The 21,191-nt window shown below is 66.5% G+C and carries 22 protein-coding genes and 2 pseudogenes; 11 read left to right on the plus strand and 13 right to left on the minus strand.

The window, feature by feature from the left end; translation table 11 throughout:
* Nucleotides 1-22: 22 nt before the first annotated feature.
* Nucleotides 23-1,051, minus strand: coding sequence for an EF-P beta-lysylation protein EpmB (gene epmB / locus CPBF1521_RS10270; RefSeq protein WP_115676890.1), 1,029 nt, complete (start codon nucleotides 1,049-1,051; stop codon nucleotides 23-25).
* A 103-nt stretch (nucleotides 1,052-1,154) separates the two neighbouring features.
* On the opposite strand from epmB, the gene efp reads away from it, so the two are divergent.
* The 6 genes from efp to CPBF1521_RS10300 all read left to right on the plus strand — a co-directional run bounded on the left by efp (nucleotide 1,155) and on the right by CPBF1521_RS10300 (nucleotide 6,178).
* On the plus strand, nucleotides 1,155-1,721 hold the full coding sequence (efp, locus tag CPBF1521_RS10275; protein WP_007962665.1) for an elongation factor P: 567 nt from the start codon (nucleotides 1,155-1,157) through the stop codon (nucleotides 1,719-1,721).
* A 166-nt stretch (nucleotides 1,722-1,887) separates the two neighbouring features.
* On the plus strand, nucleotides 1,888-2,574 hold the full coding sequence (locus tag CPBF1521_RS10280; protein ID WP_478212765.1) for a PA3715 family protein: 687 nt from the start codon (nucleotides 1,888-1,890) through the stop codon (nucleotides 2,572-2,574).
* 18 nt (nucleotides 2,575-2,592) lie between these two features.
* Nucleotides 2,593-3,930 carry a TRZ/ATZ family hydrolase gene (locus tag CPBF1521_RS10285; RefSeq protein WP_181901190.1) on the plus strand — a complete coding sequence of 446 codons (1,338 nt, stop codon included), beginning with the start codon at nucleotides 2,593-2,595 and terminating at the stop codon, nucleotides 3,928-3,930.
* Between the two features lie 29 nt (nucleotides 3,931-3,959).
* Complete coding sequence (gene ubiG / locus CPBF1521_RS10290; RefSeq protein ID WP_104586175.1) at nucleotides 3,960-4,679, plus strand: bifunctional 2-polyprenyl-6-hydroxyphenol methylase/3-demethylubiquinol 3-O-methyltransferase UbiG; 720 nt, start codon at nucleotides 3,960-3,962, stop codon at nucleotides 4,677-4,679.
* A gap of 115 nt (nucleotides 4,680-4,794) precedes the next feature.
* Nucleotides 4,795-5,460 carry a phosphoglycolate phosphatase gene (locus CPBF1521_RS10295; protein ID WP_115676893.1) on the plus strand — a complete coding sequence of 222 codons (666 nt, stop codon included), beginning with the start codon at nucleotides 4,795-4,797 and terminating at the stop codon, nucleotides 5,458-5,460.
* Nucleotides 5,461-5,488: 28 nt separating this feature from the next.
* Nucleotides 5,489-6,178 carry an isoprenoid biosynthesis enzyme family protein gene (locus CPBF1521_RS10300; RefSeq protein WP_115676894.1) on the plus strand — a complete coding sequence of 230 codons (690 nt, stop codon included), beginning with the start codon at nucleotides 5,489-5,491 and terminating at the stop codon, nucleotides 6,176-6,178.
* Between the two features lie 158 nt (nucleotides 6,179-6,336).
* Here the strand turns inward: CPBF1521_RS10300 and CPBF1521_RS10305 are convergent.
* Nucleotides 6,337-6,579: pseudogene (locus CPBF1521_RS10305) on the minus strand (putative acyl-CoA thioester hydrolase); the annotation flags it as partial.
* 25 nt (nucleotides 6,580-6,604) lie between these two features.
* Here CPBF1521_RS10305 and CPBF1521_RS10310 point away from each other — a divergent pair.
* Entirely contained in the window at nucleotides 6,605-6,994 is a 390-nt protein-coding gene (locus tag CPBF1521_RS10310; RefSeq protein WP_201798624.1) for a hypothetical protein, read from the plus strand.
* Nucleotides 6,995-7,058: 64 nt separating this feature from the next.
* Here CPBF1521_RS10310 and CPBF1521_RS21500 read toward each other — a convergent pair whose 3' ends face one another.
* Both CPBF1521_RS21500 and CPBF1521_RS10315 read right to left on the minus strand, forming a co-directional pair.
* Nucleotides 7,059-7,286: a hypothetical protein gene (locus tag CPBF1521_RS21500; protein WP_115676895.1), complete on the minus strand. Its 228-nt coding sequence runs from the start codon at nucleotides 7,284-7,286 to the stop codon at nucleotides 7,059-7,061.
* Nucleotides 7,287-7,321: 35 nt separating this feature from the next.
* Nucleotides 7,322-8,278 carry a tetratricopeptide repeat protein gene (locus CPBF1521_RS10315; RefSeq protein WP_201798625.1) on the minus strand — a complete coding sequence of 319 codons (957 nt, stop codon included), beginning with the start codon at nucleotides 8,276-8,278 and terminating at the stop codon, nucleotides 7,322-7,324.
* 29 nt (nucleotides 8,279-8,307) lie between these two features.
* On the opposite strand from CPBF1521_RS10315, the pseudogene CPBF1521_RS10320 reads away from it, so the two are divergent.
* The 3 genes and pseudogenes from CPBF1521_RS10320 to CPBF1521_RS10330 form a co-directional block, all read left to right on the plus strand.
* Nucleotides 8,308-8,857 (plus strand): annotated as a pseudogene (locus tag CPBF1521_RS10320) (transposase); the annotation flags it as partial.
* A gap of 271 nt (nucleotides 8,858-9,128) precedes the next feature.
* On the plus strand, nucleotides 9,129-9,617 hold the full coding sequence (locus tag CPBF1521_RS10325) for a pyridoxamine 5'-phosphate oxidase family protein (protein ID WP_024940409.1): 489 nt from the start codon (nucleotides 9,129-9,131) through the stop codon (nucleotides 9,615-9,617).
* Nucleotides 9,618-9,788: 171 nt separating this feature from the next.
* Entirely contained in the window at nucleotides 9,789-10,079 is a 291-nt protein-coding gene (locus CPBF1521_RS10330; RefSeq protein WP_104649024.1) for a hypothetical protein, read from the plus strand.
* A gap of 5 nt (nucleotides 10,080-10,084) precedes the next feature.
* On the opposite strand, the gene eutC is transcribed toward CPBF1521_RS10330, so the two are convergent.
* From eutC to yidD, 6 genes are all read right to left on the minus strand, one after another.
* Nucleotides 10,085-10,936 carry an ethanolamine ammonia-lyase subunit EutC gene (gene eutC, locus CPBF1521_RS10335; RefSeq protein ID WP_115676896.1) on the minus strand — a complete coding sequence of 284 codons (852 nt, stop codon included), beginning with the start codon at nucleotides 10,934-10,936 and terminating at the stop codon, nucleotides 10,085-10,087.
* Nucleotides 10,933-12,342, minus strand: coding sequence for an ethanolamine ammonia-lyase subunit EutB (locus tag CPBF1521_RS10340; protein ID WP_104649022.1), 1,410 nt, complete (start codon nucleotides 12,340-12,342; stop codon nucleotides 10,933-10,935). Before CPBF1521_RS10340 ends, eutC begins: the two co-directional genes overlap by 4 nt.
* Nucleotides 12,339-13,703, minus strand: coding sequence for an ethanolamine permease (eat, locus tag CPBF1521_RS10345; protein WP_115676897.1), 1,365 nt, complete (start codon nucleotides 13,701-13,703; stop codon nucleotides 12,339-12,341). Before eat ends, CPBF1521_RS10340 begins: the two co-directional genes overlap by 4 nt.
* Nucleotides 13,704-13,910: 207 nt before the next feature.
* Nucleotides 13,911-14,750: a M23 family metallopeptidase gene (locus tag CPBF1521_RS10350; RefSeq protein WP_164741098.1), complete on the minus strand. Its 840-nt coding sequence runs from the start codon at nucleotides 14,748-14,750 to the stop codon at nucleotides 13,911-13,913.
* Complete coding sequence (locus CPBF1521_RS10355) at nucleotides 14,750-16,099, minus strand: dihydroorotase (protein WP_115676899.1); 1,350 nt, start codon at nucleotides 16,097-16,099, stop codon at nucleotides 14,750-14,752. Before CPBF1521_RS10355 ends, CPBF1521_RS10350 begins: the two co-directional genes overlap by 1 nt.
* Entirely contained in the window at nucleotides 16,096-16,389 is a 294-nt protein-coding gene (gene yidD / locus CPBF1521_RS10360; protein ID WP_104586168.1) for a membrane protein insertion efficiency factor YidD, read from the minus strand. Before yidD ends, CPBF1521_RS10355 begins: the two co-directional genes overlap by 4 nt.
* A 90-nt stretch (nucleotides 16,390-16,479) precedes the next feature.
* On the opposite strand from yidD, the gene dksA reads away from it, so the two are divergent.
* On the plus strand, nucleotides 16,480-17,523 hold the full coding sequence (gene dksA / locus CPBF1521_RS21780; protein ID WP_115676900.1) for an RNA polymerase-binding protein DksA: 1,044 nt from the start codon (nucleotides 16,480-16,482) through the stop codon (nucleotides 17,521-17,523).
* 246 nt (nucleotides 17,524-17,769) lie between these two features.
* Here the strand turns inward: dksA and CPBF1521_RS10370 are convergent, their stop codons facing one another.
* The 3 genes from CPBF1521_RS10370 to cysS form a co-directional block, all read right to left on the minus strand.
* A complete protein-coding gene (locus tag CPBF1521_RS10370) occupies nucleotides 17,770-19,020 on the minus strand; it encodes an MFS transporter (protein WP_104586172.1) in 1,251 nt (416 codons plus the stop codon).
* Nucleotides 19,017-19,454 carry a SufE family protein gene (locus tag CPBF1521_RS10375; RefSeq protein WP_115676901.1) on the minus strand — a complete coding sequence of 146 codons (438 nt, stop codon included), beginning with the start codon at nucleotides 19,452-19,454 and terminating at the stop codon, nucleotides 19,017-19,019. Before CPBF1521_RS10375 ends, CPBF1521_RS10370 begins: the two co-directional genes overlap by 4 nt.
* 298 nt (nucleotides 19,455-19,752) lie before the next feature.
* On the minus strand, nucleotides 19,753-21,177 hold the full coding sequence (gene cysS, locus CPBF1521_RS10385) for a cysteine--tRNA ligase (protein WP_181901191.1): 1,425 nt from the start codon (nucleotides 21,175-21,177) through the stop codon (nucleotides 19,753-19,755).
* Between the last annotated feature and the right edge of the window lie 14 nt (nucleotides 21,178-21,191).

Consider the following 21,191-nt stretch of genomic DNA (forward strand, 5'->3'; position numbering starts at 1 on the left):
GTCCCGTGTGTGGCGCCCTTGGTTAGAGCGGCCGCTTGCCGGTATCGCCGGGGATTTCGCGCACCAGACGCGGCACCAGATAGCCGGACAGGCGCGCGGCCAGCTCGGTGTGCAAGGCGCGCGCGCGGGCATCGTCCACTTCGAAATGCGCCACGCCGGCAACCCGGTCGAGCTGGTGCAGGTAATACGGCAGCACGCCGGCGGCAAAGCTGCGTTCGCTCAGTGCCGCCAGTGCGTCCACGCTGTCGTTGACGCCGCGCAGCAGCACGGCCTGATTGAGCAGCTGCGCACCGGCCTCGCGCAGGGCGCGCATGGCGGCGTCCACCGCGCTGTCGAATTCGTTGGCATGGTTGGCATGGACCACGAAGGCCACCGGCCACGGCAGGCTGCGCAGCCAGGCCAGCAGCGGCGCATCGACGCGCTCGGGCAGCACGATCGGCAGCCGGCTGTGGATGCGCAGGCGTTTGACATGCCCGATGGCGGCCAGCGCATCGGTGAGTTCGGCCAGCTTGCCGGTGGCCAGCGACAGCGGGTCGCCGCCGGACAGCAGCACTTCGTCGATGCCGGGGTCGGCCGCGATCGCGGCGACCGCGTCGCGCCACCCGTCGCGCGCGGCGGTTTCCTCGGCATACGGGAAGTGGCGGCGGAAGCAGTAGCGGCAGTGCACCGCGCAGCTGCCGGTGGCGATCAGCAGGGCGCGTCCGCGGTATTTCTGGATCACGCCGTCCGCGATCTTGGCGGCACCATCGCCGACCGCATCCAGGCCAAAGCCCGGCACCAGCCGCATTTCAGCGTCCAGCGGCAGCACCTGGCGCAGCAGCGGGTCGTGCCGGTCGCCACGGCGCATGCGCGCCACGAATGCCTGCGGCACCCGCAGCGGGAACTGGGCGGCGGCTGCGTCGCTGATCCCGGCGGCCTGCGCGTCCAGGCCCAGCAGCGCCAGCAGCGCGCGCGGGTCGCGCACGGCGTCGCGCCACTGCTGCTGCCAGCGCGGCGGCTGCAGGGTGGGAGGCGGAGATGGCTGCAAGGCGAGGGGGGCTGCGGGTATCATATGCGGTCACAAAACCAATGCCCGCCGGTTGCGGCGGGCGCCCCATTCTAATCCGACCTGCCACGGCCTGTGGCAGGTCGTGGTCTTATCGAGGAGCTGCACCATGGCCACTGTTGGCATGAACGACGTCAAGAACGGCATGAAGATCCTGGTCAACAACGAGCCGGCGGTCATCACCGAGACCGAATACGTCAAGCCGGGCAAGGGCCAGGCCTTCACCCGCATGAAGTACCGCTTCATCAAGTCCGGGCGCGTGGTCGAAATGACCATGAAGGCGACCGACGACGTGGAAGTGGCCGACGTGGTCGATACCGACATGCGTTACCTGTACAGCGATGGCGAGTACTGGCACTTCATGGACCCGGAAACCTTCGAGCAGGTGCAGACCGACAAGGCCGGCATGGGCGGCGCCGACAAGTGGCTCAAGGGCGAGGAAGACTGCATCGTGACCTTGTGGAACGGCACCCCGATCTGGGTGCAGCCGCCGAACTTCGTCGAGCTCAAGATTACCGAGACCGACCCGGGCGTGCGCGGCGACACCTCTGGCGGCGGCGGCAAGCCGGCCACGCTGGAAACCGGCGCAGTGGTACGCGTGCCGTTGTTCGTCAACCAGGACGAGATCATCAAGGTCGACACCCGTTCGGGCGAATATTCGGCGCGCGTCAAGTAAGACGATGCGTCCGGGACACTGGCCTGAGCTAGCGGTATGCGGTGCCAGTGTCGGGTTGGGGCTGTGGGCTGCGCTGCTTGGGTGCCCGGCGTTGGCGCAATCGGCGGCCGCAACCTGCGACGCCGGTGACGTGGCTGCCGTTGCGGCCATTGCAACGTCCGGCGTCGTGAGCGGCGCTGCCGCCACGCTGCCGGTCGACCGTCTGGTGGCCCAGGCCTGCAAGCGGTGGCCGAACGACCCGACGATCCGGCTGGCGGCACTCGCATTTGCTGGCGACACGGAGGCCGTGCCTGGCGAGCGCGACCTTGAGTTGCGCGTGGCCATGCTCGATGCCGCCAGCGGCAAGGTGCTGGCGTTCTACGCGCAGGCAATGGGCGAGGACGCCGCCTTCGAACTCGCTGCCGACAGCCTGCGCCTGGATACCGCGCGTTACGACCTGGCCAAGGGCGTGCGCGCGATCGGCGTGGTGGTGCGGAGTGCTGCGCGCGGGCCCAGCTGCCCGGATTTTTACAGCAATCAGGCGTTGACCCTGCTGGTGCGCGAGGGGCGCAGCCTGCGCCCGGTGCTGCAGCGCGATCTCTATGCATGGCGACGTGTGAGAGGCGAGCCGTGCAGTCTGGGGAAGGGCGATGTGATCACCGACGTCGCCAATCTGAGCGTGAGCATGGCGCCGCAGGGACATGCCGGCTATGCGGACATCGTGCTGACAGCCAACGTGTCTACCGTGGAGAGCGCCGCTGGCAGCGACACCGATACCGAACGCACCCGTCGCGTGCGCCAGGTGCTGCACTACAACGGCCAGCGCTATGTGCCTGTGGCCGATGGCGATTCCCGCTGGCCGTTCGATAACTAACCTTTTATGGATCCGCTCATGACCAATGCCCCTCCCGAAGTGTGCGACCTGTTGATCGAAGCCGGTTACGTGGTGCCGATCGAGCCGCATGCGGTGGTGCTCGACGATCACGCGGTGGCGGTGCACAACGGCGTCATCGTGGCGATCCTGCCGACCGCCGAGGCGCGCCTGCGATTTGCGCCGACCCGGACCGTCTCGCGTCCGGAGGCAGCCTTGATCCCGGGCCTGGTCAACGCGCATACCCACAACCCGATGACGCTGCTGCGCGGCGTGGCCGACGATCTGCCGCTGATGGTGTGGCTGCAGCAACACATCTGGCCGGTGGAGGCGGCGGTGATCGGGCCGGAATTCGTGGCTGACGGCACCACGCTGGCGATCGCCGAAATGCTGCGTGGCGGGACCACCTGCGTCAACGAGAACTACTTCTTCGCCGATGTGCAGGCGGCCGTCTACAAGCAGCACGGCTTCCGCGCGCTGGTCGGCGCGGTGATCATCGATTTCCCCACCGCCTGGGCATCGTCGGACGACGAATACTTCGCACGGGCCGGCGAGCTGCACGACCAGTGGCGCGACGATCCGCTGATCAGCACCGCGTTCGCGCCGCATGCGCCGTACACGGTCAACGACGCCAACTTCGAACGCGTGCGCATGCTGGCCGACCAGCTGGATCTGCCGGTGCATCTGCATACGCACGAAACCGCGCAGGAAGTGGCCGATTCGGTTGCCCAGTACGGGCAGCGCCCGCTGGCGCGGCTGGACCGCCTGGGGCTGGTCAACGACCGCCTGATCGCCGTCCACATGACCCAGCTCACCGACGCGGAAATCCATCTGTGCGCCGAGCGCGGTGTCAGCGTGGTGCACTGCCCGGAGTCCAACCTCAAGCTTGCCTCGGGCTTTTGCCCGGCCTGCGCGCTGCAACGTGCCGGCGTGAATCTGGCCATCGGCACCGACGGCTGCGCCAGCAACAACGACCTGGACATGTTCAGCGAGAACCGTACCGCAGCGATCCTGGCCAAGGCAGTGGCCAACGATGCGACCGCATTGGATGCGGCCACTACGCTGCGCGCGGCCACGCTGGGCGGCGCGCGTGCGTTGGGCTTCGGCGACAGGATCGGCTCGATCGAAATCGGCAAGCAGGCCGATCTGGTCTGCGTCGACTTGTCTGCACTGGAGACCCAGCCGCTGCATCATGTGCTGTCGCAACTGATCTACGCCGCCGGCCGTCATCAGGTCACCGATGTGTGGATCGCCGGCAAGCCCAAGCTGGTGCAGCGCGAGCTCATCGACATGGATACCGCTGCCCTGGTCGCCAATGCGCGGCAGTGGCGCGAGCGCATCCGCACCGTCCGCGCCTGAGCGCGCGTCATCCCATCACGGAGCTCCGCATGAATCCGAATACCCAATCCACGTCCAGCAACTTCCATCAGAGCGAACTGGACAAGTTCGCAGCATTGGCCAACCGCTGGTGGGATGCCGACGGCCCGCAGAAGCCGCTGCATGCGCTCAATCCGGTGCGTCTGGACTATGTGTCCGCACGGCTGGGCCTGGCCGGTGCGCGCGTGCTCGATGTCGGCTGCGGCGGCGGCCTGCTCAGCGAGTCTATGGCGCGCCTGGGCGCCCAGGTCACGGCGATCGATCTGGCGCCGGAGCTGGTCAAGGTGGCACGCCTGCACAGCCTGGAATCGGGCGTGCAGGTGGATTACCGCGTGCAGTCGGTAGAAGACCTGGCCGCCGAACAGCCGGGCAGTTTCGATGCGGTGACCTGCATGGAGATGCTCGAGCACGTGCCGGACCCGACCGCGATCATCCGCGCCTGCGCCAGCCTGCTCAAGCCCGGCGGCAAGCTGTTCCTGTCCACGCTCAATCGCACCCCGGCCGCGTTCGCGCTGGCGGTGGTCGGCGCCGAATACATCGCGCGGCTGCTGCCCAGGGGCACGCATCACTACAAGGATTTCATCAAGCCGGCAGAACTTGCGGCCTGGTTGCGCAGCGCCGAGCTGCAGCTGGCAGACGTCAGCGGCATGCTGTACGAGCCGTGGCGCAATCGCGCGCGCCTGTCGTCGCGCACCGAGGTCAATTACCTGGCCTATGCGGTGAAGCCGTGACGAGCGGGAATTGGACAGTGGAGATTCGGGATTCGCAACGGCACGTGCGTGTTTGATGTCGGCCGAATCGCAAGTTACCGATGACCGTAGGCAAGCGCAGAGCGGCGGGGCGGCGATGAGGTTTCCGCGTGCGGTGTTGTTCGATCTGGATGGCACCTTGCTGGATAGTGCGCCGGACATGCTGGCGACCGTCAATGCGATGCTGGAGGAACGTGGGCGCGCGCCGATGGCGTTGGCGCAGTTGCGTCCGGTGGTGTCCAAGGGCGCGCGCGCGATGCTGGCAGCGGCGTTTGCCGAACGCGATGCGGTCGAGCGCGATGCGCTGGTACCGGAATTCCTGCGTCGTTACGAAGGCTTGATCGGCACGCGGTCGCAGCTGTTCGACGGTGTCGACGAACTGCTGCTGCGGCTGGAGCGCGCCGGTTGCATCTGGGGCGTGGTGACCAACAAGCCCGAATATCTGGCCCGGCTGATCCTGCCGCAGCTGGGGTGGGAGCGGCGCTGCGCGGTGCTGATCGGCGGCGATACGCTGGCCGAGCGCAAGCCGCACCCGTTGCCCTTGCTGACAGCGGCCGAGCGCATCGGCGTTGCGCCGGCGCAGTGCGTCTACGTCGGCGACGACGAGCGCGACATTCTCGCCGCGCGCGCGGCGGCGATGCCGTCGGTGGCGGTGTTGTGGGGCTATCGGCTGCACGACGACGAGCCATCGCGCTGGCAGGCCGACGTGCTCGTGGCGCAGCCGCAGGCACTGTGGGACGCCGTGGCGTGGCCGCAGATCTGATCTTCTTTCGTTTTCTTCTGGACCCGCCATGAGCCAATCCAGCGCTCTCGACAGTTTTCTCGACAAGTGGCGCACCCGCTGGCCGGAGTGGTCGGTTGCCGAGCCATTCATTCCCGAGCCGCAGCGACGCCTCACGGCGGCCTGGTTTGCGCTGCTGCAGGAATGGGAAGACATCATGAACATCGCCGGCGACCCGTTGCCGGCCGACGCCAAGCTGGCATGGTGGCAGCAGGAGCTGCGCGATTGGTCGCAGCAGCGCTCGCGCCATCCGCTCGGGCGTGTGCTGGAGCCGGTGCCTGCGCCATGGGCGCAACTGGCCGACACCCTGCCGGCCATGCAGGACGCGCGTGCGCAGCCGCAATCGCTGCAGCAGGCGTTGGCGAGATTGCGGGCCTTCGCCGACGCCGTGGTCGCCGTGGAAGCCGCGCTATTTGCGCGCACCCAGCCTGGCGATGCCGCTGCGGTGGCGCTGCAATGGCTGGACGCACGCCAGCGGGTGGCCGGCGACAGCGCCGCACCCGGTGACATGACGCTCGCCGCATGGCGCACGCAGTTGCTGCGCGCCTGGCCGCGCAAAGCGGCGTTGGCGCGCCCGCATCGGGTATGGTCGCGGCTGGCCCGCTTGCGCCTGCAGCGCGAGCTTGCCGGCAAGGCCGCGTATCCACCGCCGGTGCAGCAGCTGTGGCATAGCTGGCGTGCTGCCAGCGGCGCGGACTGAGCGCGCGGATCTGCGGTTCCGTCGGAGCACGACCAACGACGTGGCGAAGGTGCCGCAATCGCAGGAAAGACAACGCCTGTCGGCGTACCGCATCACACGGCTTGCCGACAGGCGGGGGTGGCAACGTCTACGCGTTGCGATCCGGCGACGCGGATGACCTAGTGTGGCAGCCGTCGGTCCGCGCTGCCGGCACCGCTATTGCCGTATTCGTAGCAACGGTTGGCCGAATTGACACAGGTGCTGCTGCAGTACGGGCGGCTGACGGTGGATGCATTGCATGGTGCGGTCTTGCGGATGTGGCTGCCCAGGCTGTAATTGCGCACCGTGACCTGGCCATTGGGCGAGCTACGGTTGACGTAGGCGGACAGGCTGCTGCCGATGCCCTCGTGCCAGGCGCGCCCAGGTCGGCGCGATACATTTATTTATATGAAGGTGAAAATGCATTTTTTAACTGAAACACCATTTATCGTCGGCATTTTAATGACTGCCATTGGTTTGTTCGTGATGTTTTCAATCTTCAAGCCTGATAAAAACGAGTTGGTGAATATAAGAAACTGGAAGACCAAGGGGGAATGGCATGGTGAACTAACGACTACCGAGCCTAAGAGCTGGTCGCCAACAGATACCAAGCATGGTGATGAATTCTTCTATGATTTCAAGGTATCACTTAATATTGCTGGAGAACGGAATCTACATACTGCGAAAGGGTTGGTAAGGCCAAATGACATTCATAAATTAAAGAAAGGCATTAAAGTCATTGTTAAATATAGTGAGGATAGGCCGCCAAAAGTCGCTGTAATTGATGTTTTGTATTAGTCCTTGCGGCGAGGAAAGGACACAAAAAAAGGCCTTGAGGCGCTATCCGCCGATCTGCGCTGTCCTACATCAGGCCGGCGGCGCGGGCGCAGCCGCCCACATGCACGGCCAACTTCGGCGCCAGCTTGGTGCGCTGGGTGGCGATGCTGGTGTACGGGATACGGTGGCGCATCGCGTAAGCCGCCGGATGTGTCGACAGATCGTGGGCCAGCAGGGCAATCCCGCTAATCTGCAGATCGGGCGGCAGGCCCAGATCACCCTGTATGGCTGCATTACCCAGCGCCTCTCTCACGAGCCGTTGAGGATTCTCCGCAAGGTCATCGCGATTCAGATCAGCAAACGATCGATCAACGCCTGCTCGTAATCGTTGAGAGGCTGATTTTCGTAGAGCTTGTCGGAGGCGTCGACTAGCGCCCGGCCCTCGACTTCACGCCCACTTTCGCCATACACGTGGCCAAGGTTCTCCAGCGACTGCAGGTTGCCGTGCTTGGAGAAGGAAATCAGATACCAGCGCTCGGCCTCCTCGAGTTCGCCCAGGCGGTGGTAGGCCACCGCCAGATTGTGCTGGGCGTAGACGTGATCGGATTCCAGCGCCTGCAACAACGCCTGCCTGGCCTGCTGGTAGTCCTCGAGCTGCAGGTACAGCAGGCCGAGGTTGTTGTAGCCGTCGACATTCCCCAGCTCGGCAGCGCGCCGATAGGCCTGCTCGGCCTGCGGGTAGCGCTTGGCGTGCAGATGGACGTCGCCAAGCAGGTTCAGCGCCTCCGCATGATCGTGGCGCACGGCGTTGTCGAGGTGCTCGACGGCGGCGTCGTGATCGCCGTCCTGATAGGCCATGCTGCCGAGGTAGAAGTGGCTGCGGGGGCAATCGTACGCGGCGGCCTTCTGGAAGTATTGGCGGGCGGCGTCGTGATCGCCCTCCTGGAAGGCCATGCTGCCGAGGTTGTAGTGGCTGCCCGGATAATCGTGCTCGGCGGCCCTTTGAAAGTGGTGGCGGGCAGCGTCGTGATCACCGTCCTGATAGGCCAAGATGCCGAGGTTGTAGTGGCCGCCGGGATAATCGTGCTCGGCGGCCATCTGGAAGTGTCGATGAGCGTCGGCGTGATCTTCACGCGCCAGGCTCACCGCGCCAACGCCGTTCATCCAGCGCGGGTCGGCGGGGCACGCCTTGGCAAGGGTCTGGAAGGACTCCAGCGCGGTGTCCAGATCCTGCTCGCGAAACGCCGCCCACGCCTGCTCACTGAGCGCGGTCGCCTGCTCGTCACTGAGGTTTTTTTTATTCATGAACTACATGATGTTTCCTGCCTTGCGAGCAGGTCAAGGATGTGTGCCGTGAGCCGGGTATTTCCGATGCGACGTACTACGTCTGGACGTCCAGGTACGGCGGCACGGAAGCCTCCGACGTGCAGCGGCTGCGTGATGTTGAAGCCGAGCACGCCAAGCGCAAGCGGATGTATGCCGAGTTGGCGGTGGAAAACCATGCGTTGAAGGATCTGATTGCAAAAAAGCTGTAGACCCGGCGCATAAGCGCCCGCTTCTTGCCTGGCTCATTGAGCAGCATGGCTGCAGCGAGCGCCGGGCCTGTGCAGTAGTCGGCGTGGCTCGCTCGACAGCGCGTGATCGGCGCCGTCCCGATCGCGACGTGGAGGGCATTGCGTTGTTGTCCGAAGTGGCCGAGCGCTTTCCCGAGCGTGGTTTTGGAAAGCTCTTTCAGATCATCCGCCGTCGCGGACAGGTGTGGAACCACCAAGGGGCGGCGCGTGTATTGCCTTGATGAAGCTCAATCAGCGTCGTGGCAGCAGGCGCCGGGTCCCTACGCGCTATCCCCAACCGTTGGCGTGCGGAGCATGCTCCAATGCCGGGCGGCCTGGCAGGCGAGCTTACTGACATGGTTGCTACAGCTGCCCGGTGTCGAGGCGCAATGCTCGAGGGCTTTGCCGGCATCACGCTCTGCAAGGTGACAGCGTCGCAAACACGCAGCATGGGTGGTGGCCATTTATGCAGGTGCACCATTGCAGAGGGGCCGATCGCGTTGCTGCGGTGTGCAGGCGGGAGTGCGCATCGTCACATGCCGTGGGCAGGGAGACTTCCAGACTGAGCCACCCGCGTAGACACGCGCATGTGAGATAGCGAGATGGCAGATCCCAAAGAGCTGCAGGAAAAATTCTGGAAAGCCCTGAAGTCCGATCGCACCGTGATGCTGGGCCTGGATGGCGTGGAAGATGGGCATGCACGCCCGATGACGGCGCAGATTGAAGGCGATAGCGGTGGCCCGATCTGGTTCTTCACCTCCAAGGACAATGCGCTGATTGCCATGCTGGGGCAGGGCCGCCGCGTCATCGGTGCCTTCAGCAGCAAGGGGCACGACCTGTTCGCCAGCATCAGCGGCTCGTTGCGCGAGGACACCGATCCGGCCGTGGTCGAACGTCTGTGGAACCCGCATGTCGCGGCCTGGTATGAAGGCGGCAAGGACGATCCCAAGCTGGCGCTGCTGCGCCTGGATACCGATCACGCGCAGATCTGGCTCAACGGTTCCAGTCTGCTGGCTGGCATCAAGGTGCTGTTCGGCGTCGACCCGAAGAAGGATTACCAGGACAAGGTGGCGGACGTTCCGCTGCGCTAAGGCCTGAACGATGCAGGCGCGATCTTCGCGATGGCGTCTGCATCGTCTTCATTCACGTGCTGTCGCTTGCGCAGGTTCCGGCCCGGTTGTGAGGCTGGGTCGGCACTGGCGGCTGATTGCATGCAGGAACGCCGGCGCCATGTGCCGTGCGCCTTCCACAGGAGAAGCAAGATGCAACAGATCGAAATTGGCCAGATGGTGTTTTTGCGCGACGGCGAAGTCGGTGTCGGTGCAATCCGCGAGATCCGCAAGGATGGCGCCGAGCTCGTCGTCAATATCGAAAACGGCGGCGACTTCGTGCTGCCGGCGACGGTGGTGCGCGATGTGCATTCCGGCAAGGTGATGCTGGATGTCGAGCAACTGCCGGATGAGGTACGCAATGCCTTGCGTCACCCACACGACAATGAATTGCCGACCAGCACCTACGCGGCCAGCGATCCGCAGGATGGCGCACTCAAGTAGATCGGCTAACGTCGACTACGTTCGACATCCTGCGGCAAACCATCGGGAAGTAGAAACGTCCGTGGTGCGGCGTCGGGCAGGCCGGCCGACGGCAGCGCCGGTTGCTCGGCCTCGTCCTTGAGTTGCACGCCGGACAGCTTGCGTCGGAACGATTCGCGCAGCAGATACCCGAGCTTGTGGGTGGCGTCGGCGTAGCTCAGTCCTTCGGTGCGGATGTTGGAGATGCAGTTGCGCGCCGCGTCGGTCAGGCCTACCCGCGGGGTGTAGGTCAGATACAGGCCCAGGCTGTCGGGCGAGCTCAGGCCTGGCCGTTCGCCGATCAACACGATCACCAGGCGGGCCTTGAGCAGTTCGCCGACCTCGTCGCCGATGGCGACGCGGCCTTGCGCGACCAAGACCACCGGCGCCAGCGACCAGCCTTCGTGCGCGGCCAGGGCGTCGATATGTTCCACCATCTGCGCTGCATGCCGATGCACGGCCAATGCAGAGAGTCCGTCGGCGACCACGACAGCCACATCGTGCCCGCCGCCATGTACGGCGGTCAGGCCACGCAGATGCGCGGCCGCCTCCTCGCCCAGGCGCCGGCCCAGATCCGGACGTTGCAGGTAGGCATGCCGATCCACTGCCGCGCTGTGCAGCAGAATGCTGTCGCGCCCACGCTGTTTCAGCGCTGTTTGCAGCGGCTGTGGATCGAACGCCAGATGCACCGCATCGCGTGCCTGCGCATGCGCCAGCTGGAAATCCAGGTGCGCGGCGGTCGGCAGGCTGGTGCCGACGCGTCCCAGCGCGATGCGCGCCGGTGTGAGCCGACGCAGGTGTGCCCAGGCGTCGCGTGGTGGGGTGGTCGGATCGTTCATTGCGCGCCGCCGGTGTGCAACTGCTCCAGCGCACGCCGGAACGGTGCGGGAAGTTCGCTGCCGAGTTCGAAGCGGCCATCGCGCAGCCGCAGGATGCCTTGCTGTTCCAGCCAGTGTTCGAACTCGGGCGCGGCGCGCAGGCCGAGCGCCTGGCGCGCATACAGCGCATCGTGGAACGAGGTGGTCTGGTAGTTGAGCATCACATCGTCCGAGCCGGGAATGCCCATGATGAAATTGATGCCGGCGGTGCCGAGCAGGGTCAGCAGCACGTCCATGTCGTCCTGATCGGCTTCGGCATGATTGGTGTAGCAGATGTCGCAGCCCATCGGCACGCCGAGCAGCTTGCCGCAGAAGTGATCCTCCAGCCCGGCACGGATGATCTGCTTGCCGTCGTAGAGATACTCCGGGCCGATGAAGCCGACCACGGTGTTCACCAGCAGCGGCTTGAACTGCCGTGCCACCGCATAGGCGCGCACCTCGCAGGTCTGCTGATCGACGCCATGATGCGCGTTGGCCGACAACGCGCTGCCCTGGCCGGTCTCGAAATACATCACGTTGTCGCCGACGCTGCCGCGCCGCAACGCCACCCCGGCGTCATGGCCTTCCTGCAACAGCGCCAGATTGATGCCGAAGCTGGCATTGGCCGCCTCGGTGCCGGCGATGGACTGGAACACCAGGTCCACCGGCACGCCGCGGTTGATCGCCTCGATGGTGGTGGTGATATGCGCCAGCACGCAGGATTGGGTCGGGATCTGGTAACCGCTGATCACCGCATCGAGCATGCGCAGCAACGCGGTGGTGGCGGCCAGGCTGTCGCTGGCAGGATTGATGCCGATCACCGCATCGCCGTTGCCGTACAACAGGCCGTCGAGCACGCTGGCGGCGATGCCGGTGGCATCGTCGGTGGGGTGGTTGGGCTGCAGGCGTGTGGACAGCCGCCCGCGCAGGCCCAGCGTATTGCGAAAGCGCGTGACCACGCGGGTCTTCTGCGCGACCAGGACCAGGTCCTGCACGCGCATCAACTTCGAGACCGCTGCCACCATCTCCGGCGTCAGCCCGGGTGCCAGTGCGGTCAGCGCCGCTTCGTCGGCCTGCGCACTCAACAGCCAATCGCGAAAGCCGCCGACGGTGAGGTGCGCCACCGCGGCAAACGCGGCCGCATCGTGCTGGTCGACGATCAGGCGGGTGACCTCGTCCGCTTCATACGGCACCACCGCTTCCTCGAGGAAGTGCCGCAGCGGCAGATCGGCCAGCGCCATCTGCGCCGCCACCCGCTGCAGCCCGGAATCGGCCGCGAGCCCGGCCAGTTGGTCGCCCGAGCGCGGCGGCGTGGCCTTGGCCAGCAGGGTCTTGAGATCGGCAAACCGGAAGCGCTCGCCGCCTGCGCTGAACGCGAACCCGCTCATCTGGCACTGGCCGCCGGCGTGGCCTGGCCGCGCAGGCTCAGCACGCAGCACAGCCCGCCGAACAGCAGCAGGCCCACGAAGATCAGCGCCACGATCGGGTTGAACCAGACCATCGCCACCAGGCACACCAGCGCCAGCAGCAGCGCGATGGCCGGCACCACCGGATAGCCCGGCGCGCGAAAGCTGCGCTCCAACCCGGGTTCGGCGCGGCGCAGCTTGAACAGGCTGAGCATGCTCATCACATACATCACGATCGCGCCGAACACCGACATGGTGATCATCGCCGCGGTCAGCGACATGCCCTGGATCTTGACCACGCTGTCGCTGCAGATCGCCGCGATGCCGATCGCGCCGCCGGCAAGGATCGCCCGATGCGGCGTGCGAAAGCGCGACAGCCTGGCCAGGCCGTGTGGCAGGAAACCGGCACGCGCCAACGCGAAGAACTGGCGCGAATAGCCCAGGATGATGCCGTGGAAGCTGGCCACCAGGCCGAACAGGCCGATCCACACCAGCATATGCAGCCAGGTCGAACTGTTGCCCACCACCGCCTTCATCGCCTGCGGCAACGGGTCGTTGATGTTGGAGAGCTGACGCCAGTCGCCGACCCCGCCCGCGAACACCATCACGCCCAATGCCAGCACCACCAGGGTGAGGATGCCGGCGATGTAGGCACGCGGAATCGTACGCTTCGGCTCCTTCGCTTCTTCGGCCGCCATCGCCGCGCCCTCGATCGCCAGAAAGAACCAGATCGCGAACGGGATCGCGGCGAAGATGCCGGAGATCGCCGCCGGGCCGAACGTGTTGCTGCCGGCCCAGCCGTTGGCGGCAAAGCGCGCAACGCTGAACCCCGGCGCCACCACGCCCATGAACACCAGCAGCTCGATCACCGCCAGCAAGGTCACGATCAGTTCGAAGGTGGCGGCGATCGCCACACCGACGATGTTCAAGCCCATGAAGATCGCATACGCACCGATCGCGGCGATGCGCGGGTCCAGGGTCGGGAATTGCACATTGAGATAGGCGCCGATGGCCATCGCAATGGCCGGCGGCGCGAACACGAACTCGATCAGCGTGGCCAGGCCCGCCAGCATGCCGCCATAGGTGCCGAACGCGCGCAGGCTATAGGCGAACGGCCCGCCCGCATTGGGAATGGCGGTGGTCAGCTCGGTGAAGCTGAAGATGAAGCAGGTATACATCACCGCGACCAGCAGCGTGGTCACCAGAAAGCCCAGCGTGCCGGCGGTGCCCCAGCCGTAGCTCCAGCCGAAATATTCGCCGGAAATCACCAGACCCACGGCGATCCCCCATAGTTGCCAGGTGCCCAGGGTGGGTTTGAGCTGCTCGTTGCGCATGTCGCACATCTCCTGCGGTCGGGGGAGGGGAGATGAAGCGGTCCGGCGCCTAAACGCGGGACCGACCGCCAGCGACCGCCCGCCCGCTGCTGCAGGGCGACGATCGACGGTCGTTCCGGTTATACCCCAAAGGTCCGCGGCGAACACGAGCACGGCGGGTGGGGCGCAGCGACCATGCCGCCACGCGCCGGCCTTGTTCGGATCCCGACGCTCCGACTATTGATTGCGTTCCAGCACCAGCAACGGATCGATCCGCACGTCGAACCAGTTCATTCCCCAATGCAGGTGTGGCCCGGTGGCGCGCCCGGTGGCACCGACCGCGGCAATCACCTGGCCTTGCTCCACCCGGTCGCCCACCTTCACGTCGATGCGCGACAGGTGCAGGAAATTCGAACTCACCCCGAAGCCATGGTCCAGCAGCACGGTGCCGCCGGTCAGGTACAGGTCCGGCGCGGCGAAGGTCACCACGCCGGCGGCCGGCGCCTTGACCGGCGTGCCGGTGGGCACGGCGATATCCATGCCCGAATGGCCGGCACCGGGCTGGCCGTTGTAGACGCGTGCATTGCCGAAGCGCCCGCTGATGCGGCCCTGCACCGGCCAGATGAAGGCTTGCGCGAAATCGGGGCGGGCATCGTCGCGATCGCGCGCGGCGGTGACCTGCGCCTGCTCGCGCTTGATCCGCTCGGCGATCGCCGCAGGCGGATTGACGGTCTTGGGCGGCACGCCGTTGACGCGTTCCACCGGCCAGTCGCGCGGCGTCACCGCGATGCTGGCGGTCTGCGTGCTGCCATCGGGGCGGGTGATCTGCACCTGCAACGGGCCGGTGGCATCGCGGCCGATGCCGAACACCACGCTGCCGTAGCCGCTGACGCGCAGCGTGCGGCCGGCGTACTGCACCTGGCTACCCGCCGGCACCTTGCCGATCACCAGCGCGCCCTGCGACGCGCTTTGCGGAAACACCACGTCCGCCGCCGCCGCGGACTGCGCAACGGCACTGCCGACGGCGAGCGACAGCGGCGCCAGCGCAAGCCAGGCGCCAAACAGGGCTGCGCGCATCAGCGGTCGAAGGTCAGGCGCTGGCCGGCGGCACTGCCGAGCAACTGTTCGCCATCCCACACCTGCTGGCCGTTGACCCAGGTCGCGGCGATGCGCGAGCGGAACGTGGTGCCTTCGAACGGCGACCAACCGCACTTTGACAGCACCTGCTCGCGCTTCACGGTGAACGGGGTGTTGTCGATCATCACCAGGTCGGCGAAATAGCCTTCGCGCAGGAAGCCGCGTTCTTCCACATCGAACAACTGCGCCGGCGCATGCGCGAACTTCTGCACGATGCGGGTGATCGGCAGCTTGCCCTCGTGCACCAGCTCCAGCGCGGCGACCAGCGCGTACTGCACCAGCGGCAGGCCGGAGGGCGCCTGCGCGTAGGGCTTCTGCTTCTCTTCCCAGGTGTGCGGCGCATGGTCGGTGGCGAGCACGTCGATGACGTCCTCGGCCAGCGCCTCGATCAACGCCACGCGGTCCTCGGCGTCCTTGATCGCAGGGTTGCACTTGATCAGGTTGCCCAGCCGCGCGTAATCGCTGCGGTCGAAGCGCAGGAAGTGGATGCAGGTCTCGGCGGTGATGCGCTTGCGCAGCTTGCCGTCGGCATCGACCAGCGGGCCGGCCTCGAACAGCGCCAGCTCGTCGGCGGTGGAGATATGCAACACGTGCAGGCGGGTGTTGTGCCTGCGCGCCAGCGCCACCGCCAGCTGCGACGACTTCAGGCAGGCCTGCCGCGAGCGGATGTCCGGATGCATCTCCGGGGTCAGTGCGTCGCCGTACTTCTCCTTGTACTGCGCCAGCGTCGCATCGATGGTCGGGGTGTCTTCGCAGTGGGTGATGATCGGCGTCGGTGCGTCGCGGAAGATCGCGTCCAGCGTCTCGGGGTTGTCGACCAGCATGTTGCCGGTGGAGGCGCCCATGAACACCTTGATGCCCGGCGCGGTCTTCGGGTCCAGGGTCTGGATCGCGGCCAGGTTGTCGTTGCTGGCGCCCATGTAGAAGCCGTAGTTGGCCCAGGCGCGCCCGGCTGCAGCGTCGTACTTGGCCTGCAGTGCGGCCGCGTCCAGGGTCGGCGGATTGGTGTTGGGCATGTCCATGAAGCTGGTCAGGCCACCGGCCACCGCGGCGCCGGATTCGGTCGCGATGTCGCCCTTGTGGGTCAGGCCCGGCTCGCGGAAGTGCACCTGGTCGTCGATCATGCCCGGCAGCACCCAGCGTCCGGCGGCGTCCACCACGGTGTCGCCGGCGGCCGGGGGGATCTTGCTGGCGATCTTCGCGATGCGGCCGGCGTCGATCAGCAGATCGGCGTCGAATTCCTTGCCTTCATTGACCAGGCGGGCGTTGACGATGAGGGTTCGGCTCATGGATGAGGTCCTTTGCAACTGCAGGAAGGGGAGACGGGCGAGGCTGCAGACGCAGGCGCGTCGGGCACGGGATCGAACCCGCCCGGATGGAATGGATGGCAGCGGCCGAGCCGGCGCGTGGCCAGCCAGCAACCGCGCAGTGGGCCGAAGCGGCCGATCGCGGTCATCGCATACTCCGAACAACTGGGCGCAAAACGGCAGCGCGGCCCCAGCAAGGGGCTGATGAACCGCTTGTAGAAGCGCAGCAGCGCGATGAGCAGGCGTGAGATCACTTGCCAATGATATGCCACTTGGATTAATACGTGGTTGCCGGGGGTCCGTGGGGTAAGCTATAAAGGCCCGCTTTCCCGGGCCCCGGGGGAACCAAGGATGAGCGTTTCGTGGCTGCTAAAAAACCTGCAAAAAAGGCCGTAGAGGCCGCCAAGAAGTCCGCCAGACCCGTTGCGAAGAAGGCAGCGGCGCCCGCCGCTGTAAAACCGGCCGCCAAGCAGGCGACACCGCCCGCCAAGCCGCCTGTCGCCAAGAAGGCAGCTGCGACGAAGACCACGGCCAAGCCGGCGCCGGTCTCCAAGAGCGCAGCGTCCAAACCCGCGGCCTCCAAACCTGTAAAATCTCCTGTCGCCAAGAGTGCTGCCAAGCCGGCGGCGAACAAGGCAGCTCCGGCTGCCGCCAAACCGGCCGCCAAGCCGGTGGCGCCCAAGTCCGCACCGAAGCCGGCTACCAAGTCGGCTCCGGCCAAGTCAGTCCCGGTCAAGGCTGAAAAGCCCGCGCCCGCACCGGTCTCCAAGGCCGTCCCTGCGAAGCCGGCAAAGCCTGCGACCCCGTCACCTAAGAATCCCGTGCCCGTTTCGAAATCTTCAGCAAAAACGCCAACCAAAACCGAAGCCCCCGCCAAGCCCGCCGCGACCCGTCCGGTCGGCAAGGTGGCCGTGGCCGTGACCTCCAAGCCGTCCAGCCCGACCCCCAAGACCAAGTACAAGGTGGTCGAGTACAAGACCGATGAAGCCACCGGTCGTCCGATCCTGCCGCAGGGCTACAAGCCTGCGGCCGATGAGGAGTACATGAGCAAGCTGCAGCAGGAGTACTTCCGTCAGCGGCTGCAGAGCTGGCGCAACGACCTGGTCGAAGAGTCCAAGCAGACCATCGAAAACCTGCGCGAAGAAGTGCGCGACATCGGCGACGAAGCCGAGCGTGCCACGCGCGAGACCGAGAACTCGCTGGAGCTGCGTACCCGCGACCGTCACCGCAAGCTGATCGGCAAGATCGACAGCACGCTCAAGCGCCTGGAAGACGGCGATTACGGCTATTGCGTGGACACCGGCGAAGAGATCGGCATCGACCGCCTGGAAGCGCGTCTGACCGCCGAGCGCACCATCGACGCCCAGGAGCGTTGGGAGCACCTGCAGAAGCAGCAGGGCGACTGATCGTTCGACAGGGTCCAGGCCTTGTCCGTCGACTAAAAAACCCCGCCATGTGCGGGGTTTTTTGTGCGCATCGCGCACACGCAATGGCGTTCGATGCATCGACATGCCTGACGCAGGGCAGGCGGCCTGGTGGGGGTCGCTTGCCTGATGTGGGCCAGATGTACGGGCGTGCCGTGCCCGGCCCGGCATACGCAGCGAAACAGTGCCGGCTGCATTGGTGCAACCGGCACCGCATCGTTGCAGGGCTCACTGCAGGTCGCGCAGATCCAGCGTGCGCAGCTTGGGCGCCTTCCACGCGGTGGTGGCGACCACGCCCAGGGTCACGCAGCCGCCGATCACCACCGCCGGTACCAGGCCGACCAGGCGCGCCATCACCCCGTCGTAGAACGCGCCCAGCTCGTTGGACGAGCCGATGAAGATGCCGTTGATCGACGACACCCGGCCGCGCATCGCATCGGGCGTGGCCAGCTGCAGGATGGTCTGGCGCACCACCACCGACACGCCGTCGCACATGCCGTACACCAGCAGAATCGCCGCCGACAGCCAGAAGTGCCGCGACAGGCCGAATGCGATCGTGCACAGCCCGAAGCCGGCCACCGACAGCATCAGGATGCGCCCGGCATTGCGTTGCAGCGGGTGCCGGGCCAGCCACACCCCGACCACGATCGACCCCAGCGCCGGGGCACCGCGCAGGATGCCCAGGCCTTCCGGGCCGTAATGCAGGATGTCGTGGATGAAGGCCGGCAGCATCGACACCGCGCCGCCCAGCAGCACCGAGAACATGTCCAGCGCCATCGCGCCCAGCATGATCTGGTTGGACAGCACGAACTGCGCCCCTTCGGCGATGCTGCGGAAGATCGGCGCGCGCGGGCCTGTGTTGACCGGCTCGCTGACCCGTAACAGCGCCAGTGCCAGGATCGCCACCAACGCCACGCTGGCGGCCACGCCATAGGCCAGCCCCTTGCCGCCCCAGCCGACCAGCACGCCGCCCAGCGCCGGGCCGATCACCATGCCGGCCTGGAAGGTGACGCTGCCGATGCTGGCGCCACGGGCGAAGGCCTCGCGCGGCAGCGCACGTGCGAACAGCGCGTTATAGACCGGCGACAGGAACGAGCGTGCCGCACCGGTCAGCGCGATGGCTGCATAGATCGGCCACACGCCTTGCACCGGCAGCCAGCCATGGGTGATGGCCAGCAACAGCAGCGCGGTGGCGACCAGGCCCAGCACCGCGATCGTGCCCAGGCGGCGGCGCGGCAGGTGATCGACCAGATAGCCGGCAAACGGCGCGATGCAGAAGAACGGCAGGATCTCCGCCAGGCCGATCAAGCCGAGCGAGAGCGGATTGCGGGTGATCTCGTAGATATGCCAGCCGACCGTGACCGCAACGATCTGGTACGACAGCATCGCCGCCACGCGATACAGCAGCACCAGGCCGAAGCCGGGGTGGGCGAGCAGCGTACGCAGCGAGGCGGCGGGCGAGGGCGTCGGCGTACTCACTGCTGCGCGCGGGCGGTGTCGCGGATGAAGGCCAGCATGGCCGCCACGCCGTTGCTGCGGGTCGGCGACAGATGCTTGGCCAGCCCGATTCCGGCGATGTAGTCCGGCTCGGTGGCCAGGATCTCCTGCGCGCTACGCCCGGAGTACACGCGCAAGGCCAGATAGATCAGCCCGGACACGATCGCTGAGTCGCTGACGGCGTGGAAGTCCAGCCGCTCGGCATTGCCCTCCGGCACGATCCACACCATCGACTGGCAGCCATGCAGGCGGTGTTCTTCGGTCTTCCACTGTTCGGGGAAGCTGGGCAGCTTGCGGCCCAGGTCGATCAGGTACTGGTAGCGCTCGGACCAGTCGCCGAAGAAGGAGAACTCCTCGGCGATGGCGGCCTGTGCGTCGACGGCGGTGGGTTCGAGCGGAAAGGAGGTGGTGGTCATCAAAAATCCAGAGTCGGTCGGTGAGCGCGCTGCCCGGCGACACCGCAAGGGTGCCCCTCTCCCGCCGGGGCGAGAAGGCGCGGTTTGCGCGCCATGGGCGCGCGTGCCTTGGAGCGCCCGCGCCGCCAGCGCGGGCCGGGGCGCGGAGCGGGGGTTGGGGGTGAGGGTAGGGGTGACGCCTCGCTGGAATTCGATGCGGGTGGCGTCGCTCTTACCTCAAGGAAGGTGCATGTGGCTTCGCTCGCAGCCTCATCCGCCCCGGCGGGGCACCTTCTCCCGACGGGAGAAGGAAAGAGGGTCATGCGCGCTTCCAACGCACGCCTTGCGGGGTGTCTTCCAGCACGATGCCTTCGTCGGCCAGCTGCGTACGGATGGCATCGGCGCGGGCAAAATCCCTGGCCTTCTTCGCGGCATTGCGTGCTTCGACCAGCGCAGTGATGCGCGCATCGTCGCCGGCGCCGGTGCCGCGCGAGAACCAGGCGGCCGGATCCTGCTGCAGCAAGCCCAGTGCCAGGCCTGCGCCGAGCAGCCGCGACTTCAGCCCGGACAGCGCGGCAACACCTGCCGGTGCGTCGCCGCCATGCGCAAGTTGGGTGCGCAGCGCGCGGGCCTCGGAGGCGATGCTGGCGATGACCGACAGCGCAAGCGGCGTATTGAGGTCGTCGTCGAGCGCGGCCTCCACCTCGTCGGGAATCGCGGCCGGCGGCGCGGGGGCGATCCCTGCGGCGTGCTCGGCCGCGGCCAGGTCGCGCACGGTGCCGTACAGCCGATCCAGCGTGTTCTTGGCCTGTTCGATCAAACCATCGGACCAGTCCAGCGGCTGCCGGTAATGCGCGCTCAGCAGCGCGTAGCGCAGCGCCTCGGGCGGGTGCCTGGCGATCAGGTCGTGCACGGTCTCGATGTTGCCCAGCGACTTGCTCATCTTGGCGCCGCTGAAATTGAGCATGCCGTTGTGCAGCCAGAAGCGGGCGAAGGTGGCGCCGCCATGTGCGCATTCGCTCTGCGCAATCTCGTTCTCGTGATGCGGGAACTGCAGGTCCACGCCACCGGCATGGATGTCGATGGTCGGGCCCAGGTGCGCGGCGGCCATCGCCGAGCATTCGATATGCCAGCCCGGGCGGCCGCGGCCCCAGGGCGAGTCCCAGCCGGGCAGCTCGTCGCTGGACGGCTTCCACAGCACGAAGTCGCCCGGGTCGCGCTTGTACGGCGCCACGTCCACGCGCGCGCCAGCCAGCATCTCGTCCGGATCGCGGCGCGAGAGCTTGCCGTAGTGCGCGAAGCTGGCCACCGCGAACAGCACATGGCCCTCGGCGGCATAGGCATGCCCATTGGTGATCAGCTGCTCGATCATCGCCACGATCTGCGGGATATGCGCGGTGGCTTCCGGTTCGATGTCCGGCGGCAGCACGCCGAGCGCGGCCATATCCTGGCGATAGATCGCCGCGAAGCGGTCGGTGATGGTCGAGATCGGCACGCCCTGCGCCTGCGCGGCGGCATTGATCTTGTCGTCCACGTCGGTGATGTTGCGCGCGTAGCGCAGCGCCCCGAAGCGCCGCCGCAGCAGTGCGGCCAGCACATCGAACACGACCGGGCCGCGGGCGTTGCCGATATGCGCGTAGTTGTAGACGGTGGGGCCGCACACATACAGGGTGGGGCTGGACGGATCGAGCGGTGCGAACGGCTCGACCCGCCGCGTCAGGTTGTTGTGCAGGCGCAGGCTCATCGGCATCTGGAAAA

The sequence above is a fragment of the Xanthomonas euroxanthea genome (assembly GCF_900476395.1).
Taxonomy (GTDB): Bacteria; Pseudomonadota; Gammaproteobacteria; order Xanthomonadales; family Xanthomonadaceae; genus Xanthomonas; species Xanthomonas euroxanthea.

What these genes read in the sequence shown, in the direction of transcription:
- epmB (WP_115676890.1), bottom strand. Translation starts at nt 1,051, where the DNA reads ATGATACCCGCAGCCCCCCTCGCCTTGCAGCCATCTCCGCCTCCCACC.
- efp (WP_007962665.1), top strand. Translation starts at nt 1,155, where the DNA reads ATGGCCACTGTTGGCATGAACGACGTCAAGAACGGCATGAAGATCCTG.
- CPBF1521_RS10285 (WP_181901190.1), top strand. Translation starts at nt 2,593, where the DNA reads ATGACCAATGCCCCTCCCGAAGTGTGCGACCTGTTGATCGAAGCCGGT.
- ubiG (WP_104586175.1), top strand. Translation starts at nt 3,960, where the DNA reads ATGAATCCGAATACCCAATCCACGTCCAGCAACTTCCATCAGAGCGAA.
- CPBF1521_RS10295 (WP_115676893.1), top strand. Translation starts at nt 4,795, where the DNA reads ATGAGGTTTCCGCGTGCGGTGTTGTTCGATCTGGATGGCACCTTGCTG.
- CPBF1521_RS10300 (WP_115676894.1), top strand. Translation starts at nt 5,489, where the DNA reads ATGAGCCAATCCAGCGCTCTCGACAGTTTTCTCGACAAGTGGCGCACC.
- CPBF1521_RS10310 (WP_201798624.1), top strand. Translation starts at nt 6,605, where the DNA reads ATGAAGGTGAAAATGCATTTTTTAACTGAAACACCATTTATCGTCGGC.
- CPBF1521_RS10315 (WP_201798625.1), bottom strand. Translation starts at nt 8,278, where the DNA reads ATGAATAAAAAAAACCTCAGTGACGAGCAGGCGACCGCGCTCAGTGAG.
- CPBF1521_RS10325 (WP_024940409.1), top strand. Translation starts at nt 9,129, where the DNA reads ATGGCAGATCCCAAAGAGCTGCAGGAAAAATTCTGGAAAGCCCTGAAG.
- CPBF1521_RS10330 (WP_104649024.1), top strand. Translation starts at nt 9,789, where the DNA reads ATGCAACAGATCGAAATTGGCCAGATGGTGTTTTTGCGCGACGGCGAA.
- eutC (WP_115676896.1), bottom strand. Translation starts at nt 10,936, where the DNA reads ATGAACGATCCGACCACCCCACCACGCGACGCCTGGGCACACCTGCGT.
- CPBF1521_RS10340 (WP_104649022.1), bottom strand. Translation starts at nt 12,342, where the DNA reads ATGAGCGGGTTCGCGTTCAGCGCAGGCGGCGAGCGCTTCCGGTTTGCC.
- eat (WP_115676897.1), bottom strand. Translation starts at nt 13,703, where the DNA reads ATGTGCGACATGCGCAACGAGCAGCTCAAACCCACCCTGGGCACCTGG.
- CPBF1521_RS10350 (WP_164741098.1), bottom strand. Translation starts at nt 14,750, where the DNA reads ATGCGCGCAGCCCTGTTTGGCGCCTGGCTTGCGCTGGCGCCGCTGTCG.
- CPBF1521_RS10355 (WP_115676899.1), bottom strand. Translation starts at nt 16,099, where the DNA reads ATGAGCCGAACCCTCATCGTCAACGCCCGCCTGGTCAATGAAGGCAAG.
- CPBF1521_RS10375 (WP_115676901.1), bottom strand. Translation starts at nt 19,454, where the DNA reads ATGACCACCACCTCCTTTCCGCTCGAACCCACCGCCGTCGACGCACAG.
- cysS (WP_181901191.1), bottom strand. Translation starts at nt 21,177, where the DNA reads ATGAGCCTGCGCCTGCACAACAACCTGACGCGGCGGGTCGAGCCGTTC.